Below are 17,886 nucleotides of genomic sequence, written 5' to 3' on the forward strand. Positions count from 1 at the left end.
CTAAGATCCATACTTACATAAGGCGCTATGGAGACGAAAATGACAGATAAAAAAGTGACGCTAACCCTACAAGATGACACGGCTCTTGAGCTGGACGTGCTGCAAGGCACACTTGGGCAGGATGTGGTTGATGTCCGCGCCCTGGGCTCCAGCGGCCTTTTCACCTTTGACCCGGGTTTCACCTCTACAGCGTCCTGCGAATCCAAAATCACCTTTATCGACGGCGATGAAGGCATTCTGCTGCATCGCGGCTTCCCTATCGATCAGTTGGCGACCCACTCTAACTATCTGGAAGTGTGCTATATCCTGCTGAACGGCGAAGCGCCGACGCAGAAGCAGTTTGAAGAGTTCCGCGAGACCGTAACCCGTCATACCATGATCCATGAGCAGATTACCCGTCTGTTCCACGGCTTCCGTCGCGACTCTCACCCAATGGCGGTGATGTGCGGCGTGACCGGCGCGCTGGCTGCCTTCTATCACGATTCGCTGGATGTGAATAACGAGCGTCACCGTGAAATCGCCGCGTTCCGTCTGCTGTCGAAGATGCCGACCATGGCGGCGATGTGTTACAAATATTCTATCGGTCAGCCTTTCGTTTATCCGCGCAACGATCTCTCCTACGCCGGCAATTTCCTGCATATGATGTTCGCCACCCCTTGCGAAGAGTACAAGGTGAACCCGGTGCTGGAACGCGCGATGGACCGTATTCTGATCCTGCACGCCGACCATGAGCAGAACGCCTCGACTTCTACCGTGCGCACCGCAGGCTCGTCCGGCGCCAACCCGTTCGCCTGTATCGCCGCGGGCATCGCCTCGCTGTGGGGACCGGCGCACGGCGGCGCAAACGAAGCCACCCTGCGTATGCTGGAAGAGATCAGCACCGTTGAGCATATTCCGGAGTTTGTGCGTCGCGCGAAAGATAAAAACGACTCTTTCCGCCTGATGGGCTTTGGTCACCGCGTTTACAAGAACTACGACCCGCGCGCCACCGTGATGCGTGAGACCTGCCATGAAGTGCTGAACGAACTGGGCATGAAGGATGACCTGCTGGAAGTGGCGATGGAGCTGGAACATATCGCGCTGAACGACCCCTACTTTATCGAGCGTAAACTCTATCCGAACGTCGATTTCTACTCCGGCATTATTCTGAAAGCGATGGGTATACCGTCTTCGATGTTTACCGTGATTTTCGCCATGGCGCGTACCGTCGGCTGGATCGCCCACTGGAAAGAGATGCATGACGAAGGCATGAAAATTGCGCGTCCGCGTCAGCTCTATACCGGCTATACCGAGCGTGAGTTTACGTCTGCGCTGAAGAAATAACCGCAGCGGACTCTGCTTCAGGCCGCACAGAAGCCTGAAGAGCGGGTAACATGGCCCGAAGAGCAAAGCGTCCCACGCCAGGGATGGCGTGGGACGAGCGAGCAGGGATGCGTAAAGCGACTTTGCGATCGGGCTATGTTACCCGCGTCGGCTCGATATATCAGACTATGAGCGGAGAGAAATCTCCGCTTTTTTTATGGTGGTGAGATTCCATTGTCTGGAGGAAAGGTGCCGGTCGCGGGTAACCGGACCCGATCGCAAAGACGCAAAAAACGGCATCCTTGCCAGCTCGGCGCGCGACGCTTTGCTCCTCGGGTCCGGTTACCCACTCCCTAAGCTTTTGATCCGCCTGTAAGGGTAAATTGTGCGCACTTTTATCTCAGTGCTGGCAGCCCGGACACCAGTAAAACGGCCGCGACGACAGCGTCCCCTTCTGAATAATCTCGCCGCAGCGGCGGCACTTCTTGCCCTGGCGATGAAACACCTCAAAGCGAAACGCCGCGCCGTGATGGTACTTCTTCATCGTGCCGCGCATCCGGTAGGAGTGACGCGGTATCGCCAGCAGCGCCTCGCTGAGCACGTCAAGCTGCTCATCCGTTAAATCCTGCGCGCGATGCTGCGCCAGCAGGCCCGCCTGCCAGAGGATCTCCACGCGCAGATAGTTGCCCAGCCCCGCCAGAAACGCCTGATCGAGCAGCAGCCCGCTGAACTGACGACGGCGAAAGCGCGGCGACAGTAGCCGCTCGCGCACCGTCGCCACGTCAAGCTGCGCATCGAGCACGTCGGGGCCAACGCGATTTAAAAACGGATGCGCCGCCAGCGACTCGGCGTTCAGCAGTTCGATATCGGAGGCGCTGTAGAGCAAAATGGCGCGATCGGCGACCGCCAGCCGCACGCGCAGCTGACGTTTGGTTTCCGGCACCGTGCCGCTCTCCACCACGCGCCAGACGCCGTACAGCTGGTTATGGCTATAGAGCGTCAGGCCGTTGGAAAAGTGCGTCAGCAGCGCTTTGCCGCGCGTCTCGATGGCGTTGACCTGCTCGCCCAGCAGCGCGGGTTCGTAGGTCTTGAGTTCAGGAAAGGCAAACCAGACATCCGTCAACGGTTTGCCGACAATGGCTTCCTCAAGCTGATCCGCCGCGCGGCGGATCTCCGGTCCTTCAGGCATAGTCGTCTCTTAGTGCGTGGCGCCGCCGCCGACTTTCAGGTCCGTTTCCGTCTCCAGCGAGACGCGGATCGCGATCTCCAGCGCCTGCATCACGTGATCGCGCGCCATACTCGGCGCGCCGGGATGCTGCGCCGCCTGCTCCGGCAGATAGGGAATATGCACGAAGCCGCCACGCACGCGGTTGCCCTGAGAATGCAGCCGGTGCAGCAGACCGTACATCACGCGATTGCAGGTAAAGGTGCCGGCGGTTTGCGACACCGACGCGGGGATCCCGGCCGCACGCACCGCGGCGACAATCGCCTTAATCGGCAGCGTGGAAAAATAGCCCGCCGGGCCGTCCGCCACGATCGGCTCGTCCACCGGCTGCTGTCCTGCGTTATCGGCGATACGCGCGTCGTCAACGTTAATGCCGATGCGCTCGACGGTGATATCGCTGCGCCCGCCCGCCTGGCCGACCGAGAGAATCAAATCGGGCTCGACTTCATCCATGGCGGCATAGAGCACGCCGAGCACGTCGCTAAAGACCACCGGCAGCTGACGCGCCACGATGCGCGCGCCGCCGATCGCTTTGCCTTCGAGCGCACGCACCGCTTCCCACGAGGGATTGATCGTTTCGCCGCCGAAGGGTTCGAACGCCGTCACTAATACCGTCTTCATACTGACCTCACCGGAACATCAGGAAATAGAGCAGAAATACGTTAACGATTAACAGTAGCACACCGGTCGGCACCTGAGCCTTGATCACCGCGTTGCGATCCGGCAGCTCCAGCAGCGCGGCAGGCACGATATTGAAGTTGGCCGCCATCGGCGTCATCAGCGTGCCGCAGTAGCCCGAGAACATGCCGATCGCCGCCATCACGGCGGGATCGCCATGATGCTGCAGCACCAGAATAGGAATGCCGACGCCAGCGGTAATAATCGGGAATGCGGCGAAGGCGTTGCCCATCACCATGGTCAGCAGCGCCATGCCGACAGCGTAGACCGTGACGGCAACAAAGCGGTTATCGACCGCCAGATAGTTCTCCGTGAGATGGGAAATGGCGCTGCCGACGCCGGCGCTGGTGAACAGCAGGCCAAGGGTGGCGAGAATTTGCGGCAGGATAAAGGCCCAGCCGATGGCATCCAGCAGGCGTCGCGTCTCCTGCATCGACTGCACCGGCTTCTCGTGCGTCATCTTCAGCGCAATCAGCCAGCCAAGCAGACAGCCGATCATCATGGAGAAGAGCGTCACCAGCGTTGAATGGTTGCCTGCGCCGAATACCGCTTCCTGCAGGCCGGGAATATGGTTAAAGGCGAGCACGCCGATGACCGTCACCACCGGAATCGCCAGCGCGGGCAGGAAAAGCCGGTTGCCGAGGCGGCGGGCGCTGAGCTGCTTCTCCTCGTCGCTGCGCTGATGGTAGCGTCCGAGGCGCACGCCGCCGCAGCCGGCGATCAGCGCCATCGCCACCACCAGCACGCCGACGCCGATGTGCAGATAGCGCGTGCCCAGCTCTGTGGTGCCGAATAGCGTGCTCATCAGCTGCGTGGTCCAGTCGCCGACCAGAAAAATCAGGCCGTACAGCGCCCAGAACAGGCCGGTGGTGAAGCGGCGCGGATTATGCGCATCGCGCCAGGAGAGGACGGCGACCACCAGCAGAATCAGGCCAGCCAGCCACATCAGATACTGTTGTTGAAACATTAGCGACCTCCTTTCGCTTTCAGCGCGTCGTTGTTCAACGCCTGCAGCTCGCGCGCCAGCCGACGATCGAGACGCACCAGGCGCGTCGAATGGATAAGAAAGGCCGCCACCGCGGTAGGAATGCCCCAGACGGCGATATGCAGCGGCTCGGTCTGAATATTGGCCGACTCCAGCATAAAATTGTGCATAAAGATAATCGCGCCGAAGGCGACGAAAATATCTTCGCCGAAGAAGAGCCCGACGTTATCCGTCGCCGCCGACATGGCGCGCAGACGATGCCGCACCTCCGGCGATACCTCGCCATAGCGGTTTTCGGTCGCGCCTTCCGCCATCGGGGCCAGCAGCGGACGCACCATCTGCGGATGACCGCCGAGGCTGGTCAGGCCGAGCGCCGCCGTCACCTCGCGCACAAAGAGATAGACGATCAGCAGGCGTCCGGCGGTGGCGGTTTTGATCTGCGCGATCCAGGCCTGCGCGCGCTCTTTCAGGCCGTGCCGCTCCAGCAGGCCGATGACTGCCAGCGGCAGCAGCAGGATCAGCGGCAGATTGCGCGTATTGAGAAAGCCCGCACCCAGTTTTTCCAGAATATCGCCCAGCGGCATCAGCGCGGCAAAGCCGGTGACGAAGCCGGCGACAATCACCACCAGCACCGGATTGAAGCGCAGCAAAAAGCCGACGACGATTGCCGCAATGCCCAGAAGCGGCCAGAGGTTTATCACGTTATCCATGTTTACCCTTATGTTGAAAAAGCCCGGCTGCGAGGCCGGGCAAAAAATGAAAATTCAGGCGCTGGTGACGGCGATCTGCTCGGCGGCGAAGAGGTCGCGCAGGCGCTCTGCAAACAGCAGCGCGTGCGCGCCGTCACCGTGCAGACAAACGGTCTGCGCGTTAACCGCGACCCACTCGCCGCTGACGCTCTCTACCCTTCCCTCTTTCACCATGGTCAGCGTCTGCTGGATAGCGCGCGCCTCTTCTTCAATCATCGCGCCCGGCTGACTGCGCGGCACCAGCGCGCCGCTGCTGAGGTAGCCGCGATCGGCGAAGACCTCTTCGCGCGTGCGCAGCCCATGGCGCGCGGCGGCGCGGATCGATTCGCTGCCCGCCAGCCCGACCAGGATCAGATCCGCGTCGATCGCCTTGACCGCGCGCGCGATGGCGTCCGCCAGCGTCGCGTCGACGGCGGCCTGGTTATAGAGCATGCCGTGTGGCTTAACGTGCGCCAGCCGCTCGCCTTCGCTTTCCGCCAGGCTTTTCAGTGCGCCGATCTGATAGATCATCTGCGCGTAGACCGTTTCCGGCGGCAGCTGCATGGCGGTGCGGCCGAAGTTCTCACGATCAGGGAAGCTGGGATGCGCGCCGATGGCTACGCCGAATTCTTTCGCCCAGCGCACCGACTGCAGCATGGTCTGCGCGTCGCCAGCGTGAAAGCCGCAGGCGATATTGGCCGAGCTGACCAGCTGCAGCAGCGCGCGATCGCTGTCGCCGCCTTCGCCGAGATCGGCGTTCAAATCAGTTTTCATTAGCAAGTCCCCATGCCATATGCTCCAGCGCGCGCCGCTGATGCATGCGAGCCTGCATCGCGACCGGCAGCGAACACTGGAGAAAGTGAATCGGCTCGCCCAGACGGATCTGCGCCAGCTGATAGAGATCGGCGTCGATCACGCAGGCGATTCGCGGATAGCCGCCGGTGGTCTGCGCATCGGCCATCAGCACGATCGGCTGACCGTTCGGCGGCACCTGCACCACGCCGGGCACCAGCCCGTGCGACAGCAGCTCGCGCGCGGTTTCGCGCTTTAGCTCCGGTCCCTGCAAACGGTAGCCCATGCGGTTGCTCTGCGGACTAAGCAGCCAGGGCGTGCGCCAGAAGGCCTGCTGCGCCTCGCGGCTGAACTCGTGATATTCCGGCCCCGGCAGCGCGCGGATGCGATTGCCCCACAGCAGCTGGCGAACGCCCGCTTTGCGCGTAAAGGCCCGCGTCGGCTTGCCGAGCGGCAAGCGATCGCCATCTTCCAGCTTGCGTCCTTCCCAGCCGCCGAAGCCCGCTTTCAGATCGGTGCTGAGGGAGCCGAGCATCGGCGCGACGTCGAAGCCGCCGTGGATCGCCAGATAGCTGCGCATGCCGTGCAGCGGCATGGAGAGCGTCAGCACCTGCCCTTTCTTCACCGGCAGCCGCCAGCCGGTCCAGACCGGTTTATCGTCCAGTTCGGCATTGCAGGCGGCGCCGGTCAGAGCGAACCAGCCGTCGCGCATAAACTCGGCCTTGAACTGGCCCAGTACGATTTCCAGCACCGCGCTGTCCGGCGCGTTGCCGACCAGCAGGTTGGCGGTGCGCATCGCAGGCAGGTCGAGCACCCCGCCGACGCTGATGCCGGACTGCCGCCAGCCGGTGCGGCCGCTGTCCTGAAGCGTGGTCGCCAGTCCGGCGCGCAGGATCCTCAACATATGCCCTCCTTTTGCGGCACAAAGCGCACGCTGTCGCCGGGACGCAGCAGCGTCGGGGGCTGCTGCTGCGGATTAAACAGCGCGACGGGGGTTCGCCCCAGCAGCTGCCAGCCGCCCGGCGTGGCGAGCGGATAGATGCCTGTCTGGCTGCCGCCGATGCCCACCGAGCCGGCCGGCACGCTCAGGCGCGGTTCGGCGCGGCGCGGCGTGTGGAGACGGTCGTCAAGGCCGCCCAGATAGGGGAATCCCGGCTGAAAGCCGATAAAATAGACCACGTAGTCAGTGCTGCTGTGCAGCTCCACCACCTGCTGCGGCGTCAGGCCGGCGTGGTCAGCCACCACCTGCAGATCCGGCCCAGCCTCGTTGCCGTAGATCACCGGGATCTCCACCAGCCGCGACGTCGCCTCCAGCGCCTCGCTCTCTTCCCACCAGCGCTGCAAATGTTCGATGGCGTCCAGCGCGTTCTGCTGCGGGTCGCGCAGCAGCAGCGTGATGTTGTTCATGCCTGGGATCACTTCCGCCACCTGCTCATGCTGCTGCAGATGCTGCGTTAATCCCCAAATGCGCTGCTGGCTTTGCAGCGATACCGGTGGTTCAAGCTCCAGCACCACCGCCTGTTCGCCAAGCAGATAACATCGTGCTCGTTGCAAATCCCACCTCCACTTTTCCGCTGCGCGACGTGCGCGGCGGCTGACGATTATCAGAAGAAAGCGAATAGTTATGCGAAAGTGTCAGAACGGTGTCAACAGATTTGCGCCCGAAAGCGGGCGCAGTGGAGGAGAAAAATCAGGCGGGATTGGGAATATCGATAAAAGTTACGTCCAGACCATGCTCGCTGGCCAGCCACTCACCCAGCGCTTTGATGCCGCCGCGTTCGGTAGCGTGATGGCCGGCGGCGAAGAAGTGAAGTCCCTGCTCGCGGGCGCTGTGAATCGTCTGCTCGGAGACTTCGCCGGTGATATAAGCATCGACGCCAAATGCGGCCGCGCTGTCGATAAACCCCTGGCCGCCGCCGCTGCACCAGGCGACGCGACGGATCTGCGCCGGGGCATTATCGCCGCAGTGCAGCGGCGTGCGACCCAGTTTTTCCTCGATACGCTGCGCCAGCGCCTCGCCGCTCAGCGGCGTAGCCAGTTCGCCCCAGAAGACCAGCGGCTGCACCTCGCCTTTCACCTCGATATCCAGCAGCTTCGCCAGCTGGGCGTTATTACCCAGCGTCGGATGGGCGTCGAGCGGCAGATGCCAGCCGTAAAGATTGATATCGTTCGCCAGCAGCGCGCGCAGGCGTTTGCGCTTCATGCCAGTGATGACCGCCGGCTCGCTTTTCCAGAAATAGCCGTGATGCACCAGAATCGCATCGGCGTTGCGCGCCACGGCTTCATCCACCAGCGCCTGGCAGGCGGTCACGCCGGTGATCAGAGTTTTAACCTCGGTTCGTCCCTCAACCTGCAGACCGTTGGGCGCGTAGTCGCTGAAGGCGCCGCTGTTGAGCTGCTGGTTGACGATCTTTTCCAGTTCGTAATGATTCATAACGGCTCCATGCCGCCTCAGGCTGCGTTTTTCGCGCGCACAAAGGCGTCTAATGTCTTTTTACGGGCCTGCTTATGTTCCACGATTGGCAACGGATAATCGAGTCTCTTATGGTTTTTCTCTGCCCAGCGCTGCGGCTGATGGATATCGCTGTCCGGCACCTCTTGTAGCTCCGGCAGCCACTGGCGGATAAATTCGCCCTGACTGTCGAAGCGTTCGCCCTGTGTGGTTGGGTTAAAGATGCGGAAGTACGGCACCGGATCGGTTCCCGTCGACGCCGCCCACTGCCAGCCGCCGTTGTTGGCCGCCAGATCGCCGTCGATCAGGTTTTGCATGAAGTAACGCTCCCCTTCGCGCCAGTCGATCAGCAGATCCTTCACCAGAAAGCTGGCGGTGATCATGCGCAGCCGGTTATGCATCCAGCCCAGCGCTTTCATCTGCCGCATCGCCGCATCCACGATGGGAAAGCCGGTTTTGCCCGCCTGCCACGCGGCGAAGTGCGCGTCGTTGCGCTGCCAGTCAACGTGGCGCGTCCATTCGACAAAAGGCTGATGCCTGCAAAGCGCCGGAAACGCGACCATCAAATGACGATAAAACTCGCGCCAGATTAATTCGTTGAGCCAGGTGAAAAGGTTGCTCTCCTCCAGCGCGCGCGGATGCTCTTTCAGCACGCGATGCAGACACTGACGCGGCGACAGCACGCCGGTGGCGAGATAGACCGAGAGGCGGCTGGTGCCGTCTACCGCAGGCGTATCGCGCGCCGTACTGTAGTCGACGATCGGCTGGCGCGCGAAATGACGCAGCCGCTCCAGCGCCGCACGCTCGCCCGGCGGGAAGCGTTCGCGGTCATACTCTTCGGTGGGATAGTCAAAACGCGCTGGCGCGGCGCCAACCTTAATAGCGCCGTCGCCGCGCGTTTTCGGCGCAGCGACGCACTCCGGCAGCGCCTGCTGCAGCCGCCGTACAAAGGCTTTGCTGAACGGGGTATAGACTTTGTACATCTTGCCGTCGCCGGTCTGTACGCTGCCCGGCGGCAGCAGCAGGCTGTCGTCGAAGCCTTGGCAGATCACACCCGCCTTATCGAGGCGCTTTTCCGCCTCGGCGTCGCGCCTGCGCTCGTTCAGCTCATACTGGTAGTTGTAAAACAGCGCATCGACGCGGTGCTTTTCGCAGAAAGCGCTCAGCAAATCGATCGACGCGGCGAAATCATCGCACGCCTGCGTAAACAGCGTAATGCCGCGATCGGCCAGCGCCTGCTGCAGCTCAAGCAGGCTGTCGTAGACAAAAGCCGCCTGTTTCGGCGCCATATCGTGCTGACGCCACTGCTGCGGCGTGGCGATAAACAGCGCGATCACCTTTGCGTCGGGATCGCGGCAGGCGGCGCTCAGCGCCAGATTATCGTTCACGCGTAAGTCGTTACGCAGCCAGACTAAATGGGTGCGCATCTTACTGGCCGTAGCGCAGGCGCAGCGCCTCCGGGTAGGGATCGAAGTAGCGCTGCTGCGTCAGCCAGGGATGCGGATACTGCGACATGTAGTGCTTAAGCATGGTGATCGGCGCCAGCAGCGGCTGCACGCCGCAGCGATAGCGATCGATCAGCTCTGCCAGCTCCTGACGCTGCGGCGAGCTAAGCTGACGGCGGAAATAGCCCTGCGCATGCATCAGCACGTTGGTGTGGTTACGACGCGATGCGGGCTGCGACAGCAGTTCCATCATGCGGTTACGGTATTCAAAGGCGAAGGCTTCCAGCGAATCCCACTGGCTCATTGAGGCGACGAACGGGCCGAGCTCGCGATATTTCTCCTGCGAATGCGCCAGCATCAGCAGCTTGTAGCGGCTGTGGAAGGCGATAAGCTGCGCGCGCGTAAGCCCGCGTCGCCACATCTGGTTAAATTCGTGCAGCGCGCAGATGCGTCCAACGAAGTTTTCGCGCAGCGCCGGATCGTGCAGCCGGCCATCCTCTTCGACCGGCAGCCAGGGCAGCTCCGCCTTAAGTTTTTCGGCGAACAGTCCCATTCCCGCTTTACGGTTATTGTTGGTGTCGGGTTCATAGACGCGCACGCGCTCCATACCGCAGCTGGGCGATTTGGCGCACAGAATATAGCCGCACAGGTGATGCAGCGATTTAACCCGTTCCGCAGACCAGTCGTTCATCTGCTGGGTCAGCTCTTCGCCGCCCTCTTTGCTGAAGCAGAGATGGATCTCTTCATCGCCCTGCTTTACCAGCCGCAGCGCCGGACGCGGCGTCGGCAGGCCTATCGCCATTTCGGGGCAGATCGGTTCAAAGCGTACAAAGGGCGCAAGCTCGTTGACGGCAAACGCCAGACGTTTATGACCGCCGTCGAAACGGACTTGCTCTCCCAGCAGGCAGGCACTGATACCCAGCGGAATTTTTACGCTCATACTTGTACAACCTCCGAAATCTTGTAGAGGTTTAAGTGTAGCTGAAAATTGAATGAATAACAGCCTCAAGTCAGGGCTGGAGAGGCTTTTCTCTGTGACGGGGCTTCAGAAACAACAAAGCCCGATGGGGGAATCGGGCTCTTTTTTGCGATGCAACGGGATTACCAGAAGACGCCGCCGGCGGCTTCACTCTGCGCCAGCCAGACCGGCTTAGCGCTGGTTTTGCACCACATGCGATGAAGATAGCTGTAGAAACGTGCCCGATCCTGGCGAAACAGCATAACCGGCAGCGCCGCGACGCCCAGCAGGACAACCAGCGCGCGCCGCAACAGGACTTTATACACAGGATACTTTTGATACATCGTTGGCCTCCTTGAGAGCTGTGACTGAAATGTGATCTTGCTCAGATATTACGCTTCCCTGTGTAATTTTACTACTCATCCGACCACTATTTTTCGCTTTTAAGACTCACCTTCAGATAATAGTGTAAGTAAGTTACAGAATGGTTAAAGACTTGATCGCCTTATGATCAATTCGCAGCCGGATATTTTACTGCTACAGTAGCGCCAGGTTTTCAGGCATGGAGCACCGCTGCGTGGCCACCGTACTAATCGTTGAAGATGAAAAAGAGATCCGGCGCTTTGTGCGCCTTGCGCTGGAAGGCGAAGCGCTGAAGGTATTTGATGCCGACACGCTGCAGCGCGGGCTGATTGAGGCGGCGACGCGCAAGCCCGATCTGGTGATCCTCGATTTGGGCCTGCCGGACGGCGACGGACGCGACTTTATTCGCGAGCTGCGCCAGTGGAGCGCCGTGCCGGTGATTGTGCTGTCGGCGCGCGTAGACGAGCAGGATAAGATCGACGCGCTCGACGTCGGCGCAGACGACTATCTGACCAAGCCTTTCGGTATTGGCGAGCTGCTGGCGCGCGTGCGCGTGGCGCTGCGTCGTCATCCCGGCCAGCAGCCGGAGCCGGTGATCCGTTTCGCCGACGTTAGCGTCGATCTCGCCGCGCGCCGCGTGGTGCGCGCCGATCGCGAGGTGCATCTGACGCCGATTGAGTTTCGTCTGCTGGGCGTGCTGCTGAGCAATATCGGGAAGGTGCTGACGCAGCGCCAGCTGTTGAGTCAGGTCTGGGGGCCGAATGCGGTGGAGCACAGCCACTATCTGCGCATCTATATGGCGCATCTGCGGCAGAAGCTGGAGGCGGATCCGGCGCAGCCGAAGCATCTGCTGACTGAAACCGGCATCGGCTACCGCTTTATGCCATAAAAAAAGCGCCCAGGGGGCGCTTGATGCTTGTGTCACTGTGCAGACGCGGATGACATGGACCGATCGCAAAGTCCATGGCTCCATGCTCGCTCGGCCCGCGCGATTACGCATCTCATCCCTGATGTGCGCCCGTAAACGGGCTAACGCGCTGCGTTGTTCAAAAACGCTCCCGGCGTTTTTGTCCCTGTCGCGGGACGCTTTGCTCTTCGGTCCATACCATCCGCGTTTTGACTATTGAGCCGCCTGAAAAACCCTCTGGTTTACCAGCCAGCTCAATATTATCAGGCGTTTTTCAGCACTTCGCTGACGATCTCTACCGCTTCTTTCTCGATCTGCGCGCGATGCTCCGCGCCCAGGAAGCTTTCGCAGTAGATCTTGTAGGCGTCTTCGGTGCCTGACGGACGCGCGGCGAACCAGCCGTTTTCCGTCATCACTTTCAGACCGCCGATAGAGGCGCCGTTGCCCGGCGCCGCCGTCAGGCGCGCGGTGATCGGATCGCCCGCCAGGGTGTCGGCGCTGACCATCTCCGGCGACAGCTTCGACAGCGCCGCTTTCTGCGCAGAGGTCGCAGGCGCCTGCAGACGGTTGTAGCTCGGCGCGCCGAAGCGTGCAGCCAGCTCGTCGTAGTGCTGCTGCGGGTTTTTGCCGGTAACCGCGGTGATTTCCGCCGCCAGCAGGCAGAGAATGATGCCGTCTTTATCGGTCGACCAGGCGGAGCCGTCGAAACGCAGGAAAGAGGCACCCGCGCTCTCTTCGCCGCCGAAGCCGAAGCTGCCGTCGAACAGACCGTCGACGAACCACTTAAAGCCCACCGGCACTTCCACCAGCTTACGGCCGATATCGTTAACTACGCGGTCGATCATCGCGCTGGAGACCAGCGTTTTACCGACGGCGACCTCTTTGCCCCACTGCGGACGATGCTGGAACAGATAGTTGATCGCCACGGCCAGATAGTGGTTCGGGTTCATCAGGCCCGCCGGCGTAACGATGCCGTGACGGTCATAGTCCGGGTCGTTGCCGAACGCCAGATCGAATTTGTCTTTATAGGCCAGCAGGCCCGCCATGGCGCATTCGGAAGAGCAGTCCATGCGCACCACGCCATCTTTATCCAGATGCATAAAGCGGAAGGTCTGGTCGATGGCGTCGTTCACGATGGTCAGATCGAGCTGATAGTGCTCGGCGATGCGCTTCCAGTACTCCATGCCGGAGCCGCCCAGCGGATCGACGCCCAGCTTCAGGCCCGCTTTCTGGATAGCGGCGAAGTCGATCACCTGTGCCAGCCCTTCTACGTAAGGCTGGATCAGATCTTTCTCGACGATGCGGCCGCTTGCCCATGCCTGATCCAGCGGCAGACGTTTGACCTCTTGCAGGCCCGCTTTAATCAGCTGGTTGGCGCGATCTTCGACCACTTTGGTCACGTTGGTGTCGGCCGGGCCGCCGTTCGGCGGGTTGTACTTGATGCCGCCATCTTCCGGCGGGTTGTGCGACGGCGTAATCACGATGCCGTCCGCCTGCGCGCCGCCCTGCTTGTTGTGCTCAAGAATAGCGTTGGAGATAGCCGGCGTCGGCGTGTAGCCGTTGTCCTGCTGCACGATGACGTCTACGCCGTTGGCGGCCAGCACTTCCAGCACCGACAGAATCGCCGGCTCAGAGAGCGCGTGCGTATCTTTACCGACATAGCAGGGTCCGGTAATGCCGTTTTTCTTGCGCTCTTCCGCGATGGCCTGCGCGATCGCCAGAATATGGTGCTCGTTAAAGCTCTGGCGTCCTGCGCTGCCGCGATGCCCGGAGGTGCCGAATTTCACCGCATGGTCCGGATTCGCCACGTCGGGCTGCAGGACATAATACTGTGATGTTAACTGTGCAACGTTAATCAAATCGCTCTGCTGGGCGGGTTGCCCGGCACGGGGGTGACTGGCCATTGGCGCTTCTCCCTGACGCTTCAGTTTAAATGGTGCCGCAAACTTTCTCTGCCAGCTCCTGCGGGAACTGCATTGAGACCATGATGTGTTCCACCATGCTGCATTTACGGCCGGTATTGGTATTGGTGATCACCCAGTACGGCGTGCCGGGGACATGCTTCGGCTTAGTATGGGTGCCATTTTGCAACAGCGTTTGCTCGTCGCCCGCAAAATAGACGCGAGTACGGCCCTGCAGCGACGCAGTGGCTTCAGCAAACGCCGAAGGATCAAGACGATAGAGCGTTGAAAGAACCATCATAAAGCGATTAACCGCTTTCTTCTGTTCGGCATATTCGTCGGACAGCAGCAGCTCACGCACGGCGCGCACGCGATCCTGCGGGCGGTTTTCCGCGCGCACAGGCTGGATCGTTTTTTGCGCCGCGTCGCCAGCGGCTAACGGCGCCGCTGCCGCAGGCGCACTTTGACCGGCATTAAATTTTAGCATCCGCCGTAAAATGTCAGAGGCGCTCTCGCCGATATGTTGCGTGTGGCTGGCGATATAGCGGTAGAGGTCTTCGTCAACTTCGATCGTTTTCATCTTTTTCCGTACGGTTTCGACTCGTGACAGAACCACGCCAGCCTGAAAAACGCCGTTGCAACGCTCGGTTGCTGGCGAGACAGGCGGGTTCTAACATAAGGATTATAAAGTTAAATCCAGGCGGGCTGATAGCCTTCGCACGCTCAGACGGCAAAAGTCGGAATATGCCCTAAAGCCTGCCGTGTCGTCGCGCCTGGAAAGGTGAAAGCATGATAACCTAACCCAAGGTCCCCATCTTAAGAACTTTGCCATGATTTTAAATGCTCGTCTGCAAACTGACCAATCAATCGCTGCTTCCTTGCCCATCCTGTTTATTCACGGCCTGTTCGGCAGTCTGGATAACCTCGGCGTGCTGGCGCGCGGCCTGAAAGACGCGGGCCCGCTGATACAGGTAGATGTGCGCAACCACGGCCTGTCGCCGCGCGCCGACGAGATGAGCTATCGCGCCATGGCGCAGGATATGCTCGACACCCTGGATGCGCACCAGATCGATCGCGTCGCCGTTATCGGCCACTCAATGGGCGGAAAAATCGCCATGGCGATGAGCGCGCTGGCGCCACAGCGCCTGGAGAGGCTGGTGATGATCGACATCGCGCCGGTAGATTATCAGACGCGACGCCACGACGAGATTTTCGCCGCCATCCGTGCCGTTAGCGACGCGGGCGTGCGCCAGCGCAGCGAGGCCGCGCAGGTGATGCGTGCTCATATAAAGGAAGAAGGCGTCATCCAGTTTATTCTCAAATCGTTTCAGGATGGCGAGTGGCGCTTCAACGTTCCGGCGCTATGGGAAAATTACGCTACAATATCTGGCTGGGAAGCGGTGCCGCCCTGGCCGCATCCCGCGCTCTTTATACGCGGCGGCGACTCGCCCTATCTCGACAACCAGCATCGCGACGCGCTGCTACGTCAGTTTCCCGCCGCGCATGCGCACGTCATCAGCGGCGCCGGCCACTGGGTGCACGCCGAGAAACCTGATGCCGTATTGCGCAGCGTCCGCCGCTTTTTTGCGCTTTAAAAGCAAAAGCTTGCCGTTCGCGGTTTAGCATTGGCGTCATCACTTCGGCTGGAGTATGATGGCGCGCTAAATTTTGCCGCTGCTCATTTTTTTGCCGCGGCAATGGCCCATTTCGTTATAAACGCGCCTGCTCGCGCCGCTAGTTTTACTAACCCATGGCAAAAGAACACACTGACCGCACTACGCTGGATCTGTTTGCAAACGAGCGTCGGCCCGGTCGACCGAAAACCAGTCCGCTCTCGCGTGATGAACAGCTGCGCATCAATAAGCGCAATCAACTGAAACGTGACAAAGTGCGCGGGCTGCGTCGTGTCGAACTCAAAATGACCAGCGAAGCCGTGGATGCGTTAAACACCCTGGCTGAGCAGCGCAATATCAGCCGCAGCGAACTGATTGAACAAATGCTGCTGGCGCAACTCAAACTGGGCTGAATAGCGCAAAGCGCACGCAGAAGCAAATGGAGCGGCTTTTCGAGTTCCGCCCTTTTGCCCGCTCTGCTATCATTCGCTTAATTGTGCGCTCTGCGCATGCACTCATTATCAGGATTTAAGAGGTTATTTACCCCATGGCAATCGTAGGCATCTTCTTTGGCAGCGATACCGGCAACACCGAAAACATTGCAAAAATGATCCAGAAACAACTGGGCAAAGAGGTTGCGGAAGTGCATGACATTGCCAAGAGCACGAAAGAAGATCTCGAGGCGTTCGATATCCTGCTGCTGGGCATTCCGACCTGGTACTACGGCGAAGCGCAGTGCGACTGGGACGACTTCTTCCCGACGCTGGAAGAGATCGATTTCAACGGCAAGCTGGTCGCGCTTTTCGGCTGCGGCGATCAGGAAGACTATGCGGAATATTTCTGCGACGCGATGGGCACCATTCGCGACATTATCGAGCCGAACGGCGCGGTGATCGTCGGCCACTGGCCGACCGAAGGCTACCATTTCGAAGCCTCTAAAGGTCTGGCGGACGACAAGCACTTCCTCGGCCTGGCGATTGACGAAGATCGTCAGCCGGAACTGACCAATCAGCGCGTCGAGGCCTGGGTTAAGCAGATTTCCGATGAGCTGCAGCTGCAGGCGATCATCGAAGCCTGATTACCCACATACTCAATGTGGGCGCTGGCTCACATTGAGTTAATGGTTTTTCCTATAGAAATAATAGCTACAGATTTTTAACTTTTATCTCTGATTCTGTACAATACCCACATCGGTTATCTGCTTATTTCTTCCGCGAGGTCAGGAAGTTAGCGAGATGATAACGAACCTCCTGCATTTCTCCGCCCGGCGCCGTTACGCATCTTCTTACAGCCCGTGTTGATTTCAGGCGTTTCCCTCGGTTTTCATTTCAAAACTTCACCTCTATAATGAGACGCAAATGAGAATAGACACCGAACGACATTCAAGGCAAGGCGCCTCAAGTAACCAGCAAAGTAACAGGACAATATCCGCATGACTGACAACAACACCGCATTAAAGAAGGCTGGCCTGAAAGTCACGCTGCCCAGACTTAAAATTCTGGAAGTGCTTCAGGAACCTCAGTGCCATCACGTCAGCGCGGAAGATCTGTATAAACGCCTGATTGATATGGGCGAAGAGATTGGTCTGGCTACCGTTTATCGCGTACTGAACCAGTTTGACGATGCGGGCATCGTGACGCGTCATAACTTCGAAGGCGGAAAATCGGTTTTCGAACTGACCCAGCAGCATCATCACGATCACCTGATCTGCCTCGACTGCGGTAAAGTTATCGAATTTAGCGACGAATCAATCGAATCGCGCCAGCGAGATATTGCTACCCGCCACGGCATCAAGCTGACGAACCACAGCCTCTATCTCTATGGACACTGCTCGCTGGGCGATTGCCGCGAAGACGAAACGCTCCACGATCAGTAAAGATGTGTGCTATGCAGTAATTCTATAAGCCGGTCTGTGTACCGGCTTTTTTTATGCCGTCAGCCGACCAGCGTTTCGTGCAGATAGCGCCAGCGGGGAATCGACGTGGTGCAGTCGAGGATCGCCAGCGAGATGCGCGCCTGATCGCTGCCGTTAATCATCTGCAGCTCGCGATACTGAATAGTGACCTCATCTTTGCCCTGAGAGATTACCGCGTGTTCGCTGGTGGCGATGCGCATGCCTTCGCGACGCCCCTGTAGCTGACGAAACAACTCTTCCGTTTGATTCAAATCGAGCAGCCGACCCTGCGGCGTGACCATGCGGAAATCGGGATGGAAGTGCGAAAGCAGCAGTTCGAAGGTATCGTCTTCGCCTGAAGGCTGATTGAATATACGTTCGATTAACTGATGTAAAACTACCACGCTGTGTTTTGCTTCCTGACCAAGAGCCGTCATCATTTTTCCTTTTTATGCCCGCATAGCCTCTTCAAAGAGCGAATAGCCTACCTGAAAAAACGAAATTCACATCTGGAAATTGATTAATTTTCGTTAACTCAGACAACTCCCAGACTGGTCAGACAAGCGGTAATCATTTGTTACAGAACAAAAAATTGCCTTGCAGCTAATTGCAGATATAAAAAAGGGCGATTGCTCGCCCTGTA

Annotated in this window: 20 protein-coding genes; 6 read left to right on the forward strand and 14 right to left on the reverse strand. The window is 59.5% G+C overall.

Annotated features, from left to right (window positions below):
* Window positions 1–39: 39 nt before the first annotated feature.
* Window positions 40–1,323 carry a citrate synthase gene (locus PVE98_RS13925; RefSeq protein WP_033751723.1) on the forward strand — a complete coding sequence of 428 codons (1,284 nt, stop codon included), beginning with the start codon at window positions 40–42 and terminating at the stop codon, window positions 1,321–1,323.
* A 379-nt stretch (window positions 1,324–1,702) separates the two neighbouring features.
* On the opposite strand, the gene nei is transcribed toward PVE98_RS13925, so the two are convergent.
* The 11 genes from nei to PVE98_RS13980 all read right to left on the reverse strand — a co-directional run bounded on the left by nei (window position 1,703) and on the right by PVE98_RS13980 (window position 10,909).
* Window positions 1,703–2,491: an endonuclease VIII gene (nei, locus tag PVE98_RS13930; protein WP_033751725.1), complete on the reverse strand. Its 789-nt coding sequence runs from the start codon at window positions 2,489–2,491 to the stop codon at window positions 1,703–1,705.
* A gap of 9 nt (window positions 2,492–2,500) precedes the next feature.
* Complete coding sequence (gene pcp / locus PVE98_RS13935; RefSeq protein ID WP_033751727.1) at window positions 2,501–3,148, reverse strand: pyroglutamyl-peptidase I; 648 nt, start codon at window positions 3,146–3,148, stop codon at window positions 2,501–2,503.
* A gap of 7 nt (window positions 3,149–3,155) precedes the next feature.
* Window positions 3,156–4,172 carry a DUF979 domain-containing protein gene (locus PVE98_RS13940; protein WP_096072794.1) on the reverse strand — a complete coding sequence of 339 codons (1,017 nt, stop codon included), beginning with the start codon at window positions 4,170–4,172 and terminating at the stop codon, window positions 3,156–3,158.
* Entirely contained in the window at window positions 4,172–4,900 is a 729-nt protein-coding gene (locus PVE98_RS13945; RefSeq protein WP_033751732.1) for a DUF969 domain-containing protein, read from the reverse strand. The genes PVE98_RS13940 and PVE98_RS13945 overlap by 1 nt, the downstream gene beginning before the upstream one ends.
* 54 nt (window positions 4,901–4,954) lie before the next feature.
* The gene (gene pxpA / locus PVE98_RS13950; protein ID WP_096072793.1) at window positions 4,955–5,692 is read right to left on the reverse strand and encodes a 5-oxoprolinase subunit PxpA; all 738 of its coding nucleotides are present in this window, start codon (window positions 5,690–5,692) and stop codon (window positions 4,955–4,957) included.
* A complete protein-coding gene (gene pxpC, locus PVE98_RS13955; RefSeq protein WP_033751736.1) occupies window positions 5,682–6,614 on the reverse strand; it encodes a 5-oxoprolinase subunit PxpC in 933 nt (310 codons plus the stop codon). Before pxpC ends, pxpA begins: the two co-directional genes overlap by 11 nt.
* A complete protein-coding gene (gene pxpB, locus PVE98_RS13960; RefSeq protein ID WP_033751738.1) occupies window positions 6,608–7,264 on the reverse strand; it encodes a 5-oxoprolinase subunit PxpB in 657 nt (218 codons plus the stop codon). Before pxpB ends, pxpC begins: the two co-directional genes overlap by 7 nt.
* Window positions 7,265–7,400: 136 nt before the next feature.
* Complete coding sequence (locus PVE98_RS13965) at window positions 7,401–8,144, reverse strand: type 2 GTP cyclohydrolase I (protein ID WP_033751740.1); 744 nt, start codon at window positions 8,142–8,144, stop codon at window positions 7,401–7,403.
* Window positions 8,145–8,161: 17 nt separating this feature from the next.
* Window positions 8,162–9,589: a deoxyribodipyrimidine photo-lyase gene (gene phrB, locus PVE98_RS13970; RefSeq protein WP_096072792.1), complete on the reverse strand. Its 1,428-nt coding sequence runs from the start codon at window positions 9,587–9,589 to the stop codon at window positions 8,162–8,164.
* Between the two features lies 1 nt (window position 9,590).
* Window positions 9,591–10,547 carry a 2-thiouracil desulfurase family protein gene (locus PVE98_RS13975; RefSeq protein ID WP_096072791.1) on the reverse strand — a complete coding sequence of 319 codons (957 nt, stop codon included), beginning with the start codon at window positions 10,545–10,547 and terminating at the stop codon, window positions 9,591–9,593.
* A 161-nt stretch (window positions 10,548–10,708) separates the two neighbouring features.
* Window positions 10,709–10,909: a DUF2517 family protein gene (locus tag PVE98_RS13980; RefSeq protein ID WP_033751749.1), complete on the reverse strand. Its 201-nt coding sequence runs from the start codon at window positions 10,907–10,909 to the stop codon at window positions 10,709–10,711.
* A gap of 233 nt (window positions 10,910–11,142) precedes the next feature.
* On the opposite strand from PVE98_RS13980, the gene kdpE reads away from it, so the two are divergent.
* Window positions 11,143–11,817, forward strand: coding sequence for a two-component system response regulator KdpE (gene kdpE / locus PVE98_RS13985; protein ID WP_033751947.1), 675 nt, complete (start codon window positions 11,143–11,145; stop codon window positions 11,815–11,817).
* Window positions 11,818–12,098: 281 nt separating this feature from the next.
* Here the strand turns inward: kdpE and pgm are convergent, their stop codons facing one another.
* Window positions 12,099–13,739, reverse strand: a complete 1,641-nt coding sequence (gene pgm, locus PVE98_RS13990) for a phosphoglucomutase (alpha-D-glucose-1,6-bisphosphate-dependent) (protein ID WP_033751752.1) — start codon at window positions 13,737–13,739, stop codon at window positions 12,099–12,101.
* A gap of 25 nt (window positions 13,740–13,764) precedes the next feature.
* Window positions 13,765–14,316, reverse strand: a complete 552-nt coding sequence (seqA, locus tag PVE98_RS13995) for a replication initiation negative regulator SeqA (RefSeq protein WP_033751754.1) — start codon at window positions 14,314–14,316, stop codon at window positions 13,765–13,767.
* Between the two features lie 250 nt (window positions 14,317–14,566).
* Here seqA and ybfF point away from each other — a divergent pair, with 250 nt between their 5' ends.
* The 4 genes from ybfF to fur all read left to right on the forward strand — a co-directional run bounded on the left by ybfF (window position 14,567) and on the right by fur (window position 17,225).
* Complete coding sequence (ybfF, locus tag PVE98_RS14000; RefSeq protein ID WP_033751757.1) at window positions 14,567–15,331, forward strand: esterase; 765 nt, start codon at window positions 14,567–14,569, stop codon at window positions 15,329–15,331.
* Between the two features lie 155 nt (window positions 15,332–15,486).
* Window positions 15,487–15,762 (forward strand): LexA regulated protein, encoded by a 276-nt coding sequence (ybfE, locus tag PVE98_RS14005; protein ID WP_033751760.1) that lies wholly within the window; start codon window positions 15,487–15,489, stop codon window positions 15,760–15,762.
* Between the two features lie 134 nt (window positions 15,763–15,896).
* Window positions 15,897–16,427 (forward strand): flavodoxin FldA, encoded by a 531-nt coding sequence (gene fldA, locus PVE98_RS14010; protein ID WP_033751762.1) that lies wholly within the window; start codon window positions 15,897–15,899, stop codon window positions 16,425–16,427.
* Between the two features lie 354 nt (window positions 16,428–16,781).
* A complete protein-coding gene (gene fur, locus PVE98_RS14015) occupies window positions 16,782–17,225 on the forward strand; it encodes a ferric iron uptake transcriptional regulator (protein ID WP_033751764.1) in 444 nt (147 codons plus the stop codon).
* Window positions 17,226–17,284: 59 nt separating this feature from the next.
* Here fur and PVE98_RS14020 read toward each other — a convergent pair whose 3' ends face one another.
* Window positions 17,285–17,680 carry a hypothetical protein gene (locus PVE98_RS14020; RefSeq protein WP_096072790.1) on the reverse strand — a complete coding sequence of 132 codons (396 nt, stop codon included), beginning with the start codon at window positions 17,678–17,680 and terminating at the stop codon, window positions 17,285–17,287.
* Between the last annotated feature and the right edge of the window lie 206 nt (window positions 17,681–17,886).

It is taken from the genome of Pantoea sp. GABEPS69, from assembly GCF_045780835.1.
Lineage (GTDB): Bacteria > Pseudomonadota > Gammaproteobacteria > Enterobacterales > Enterobacteriaceae > Pantoea > Pantoea septica.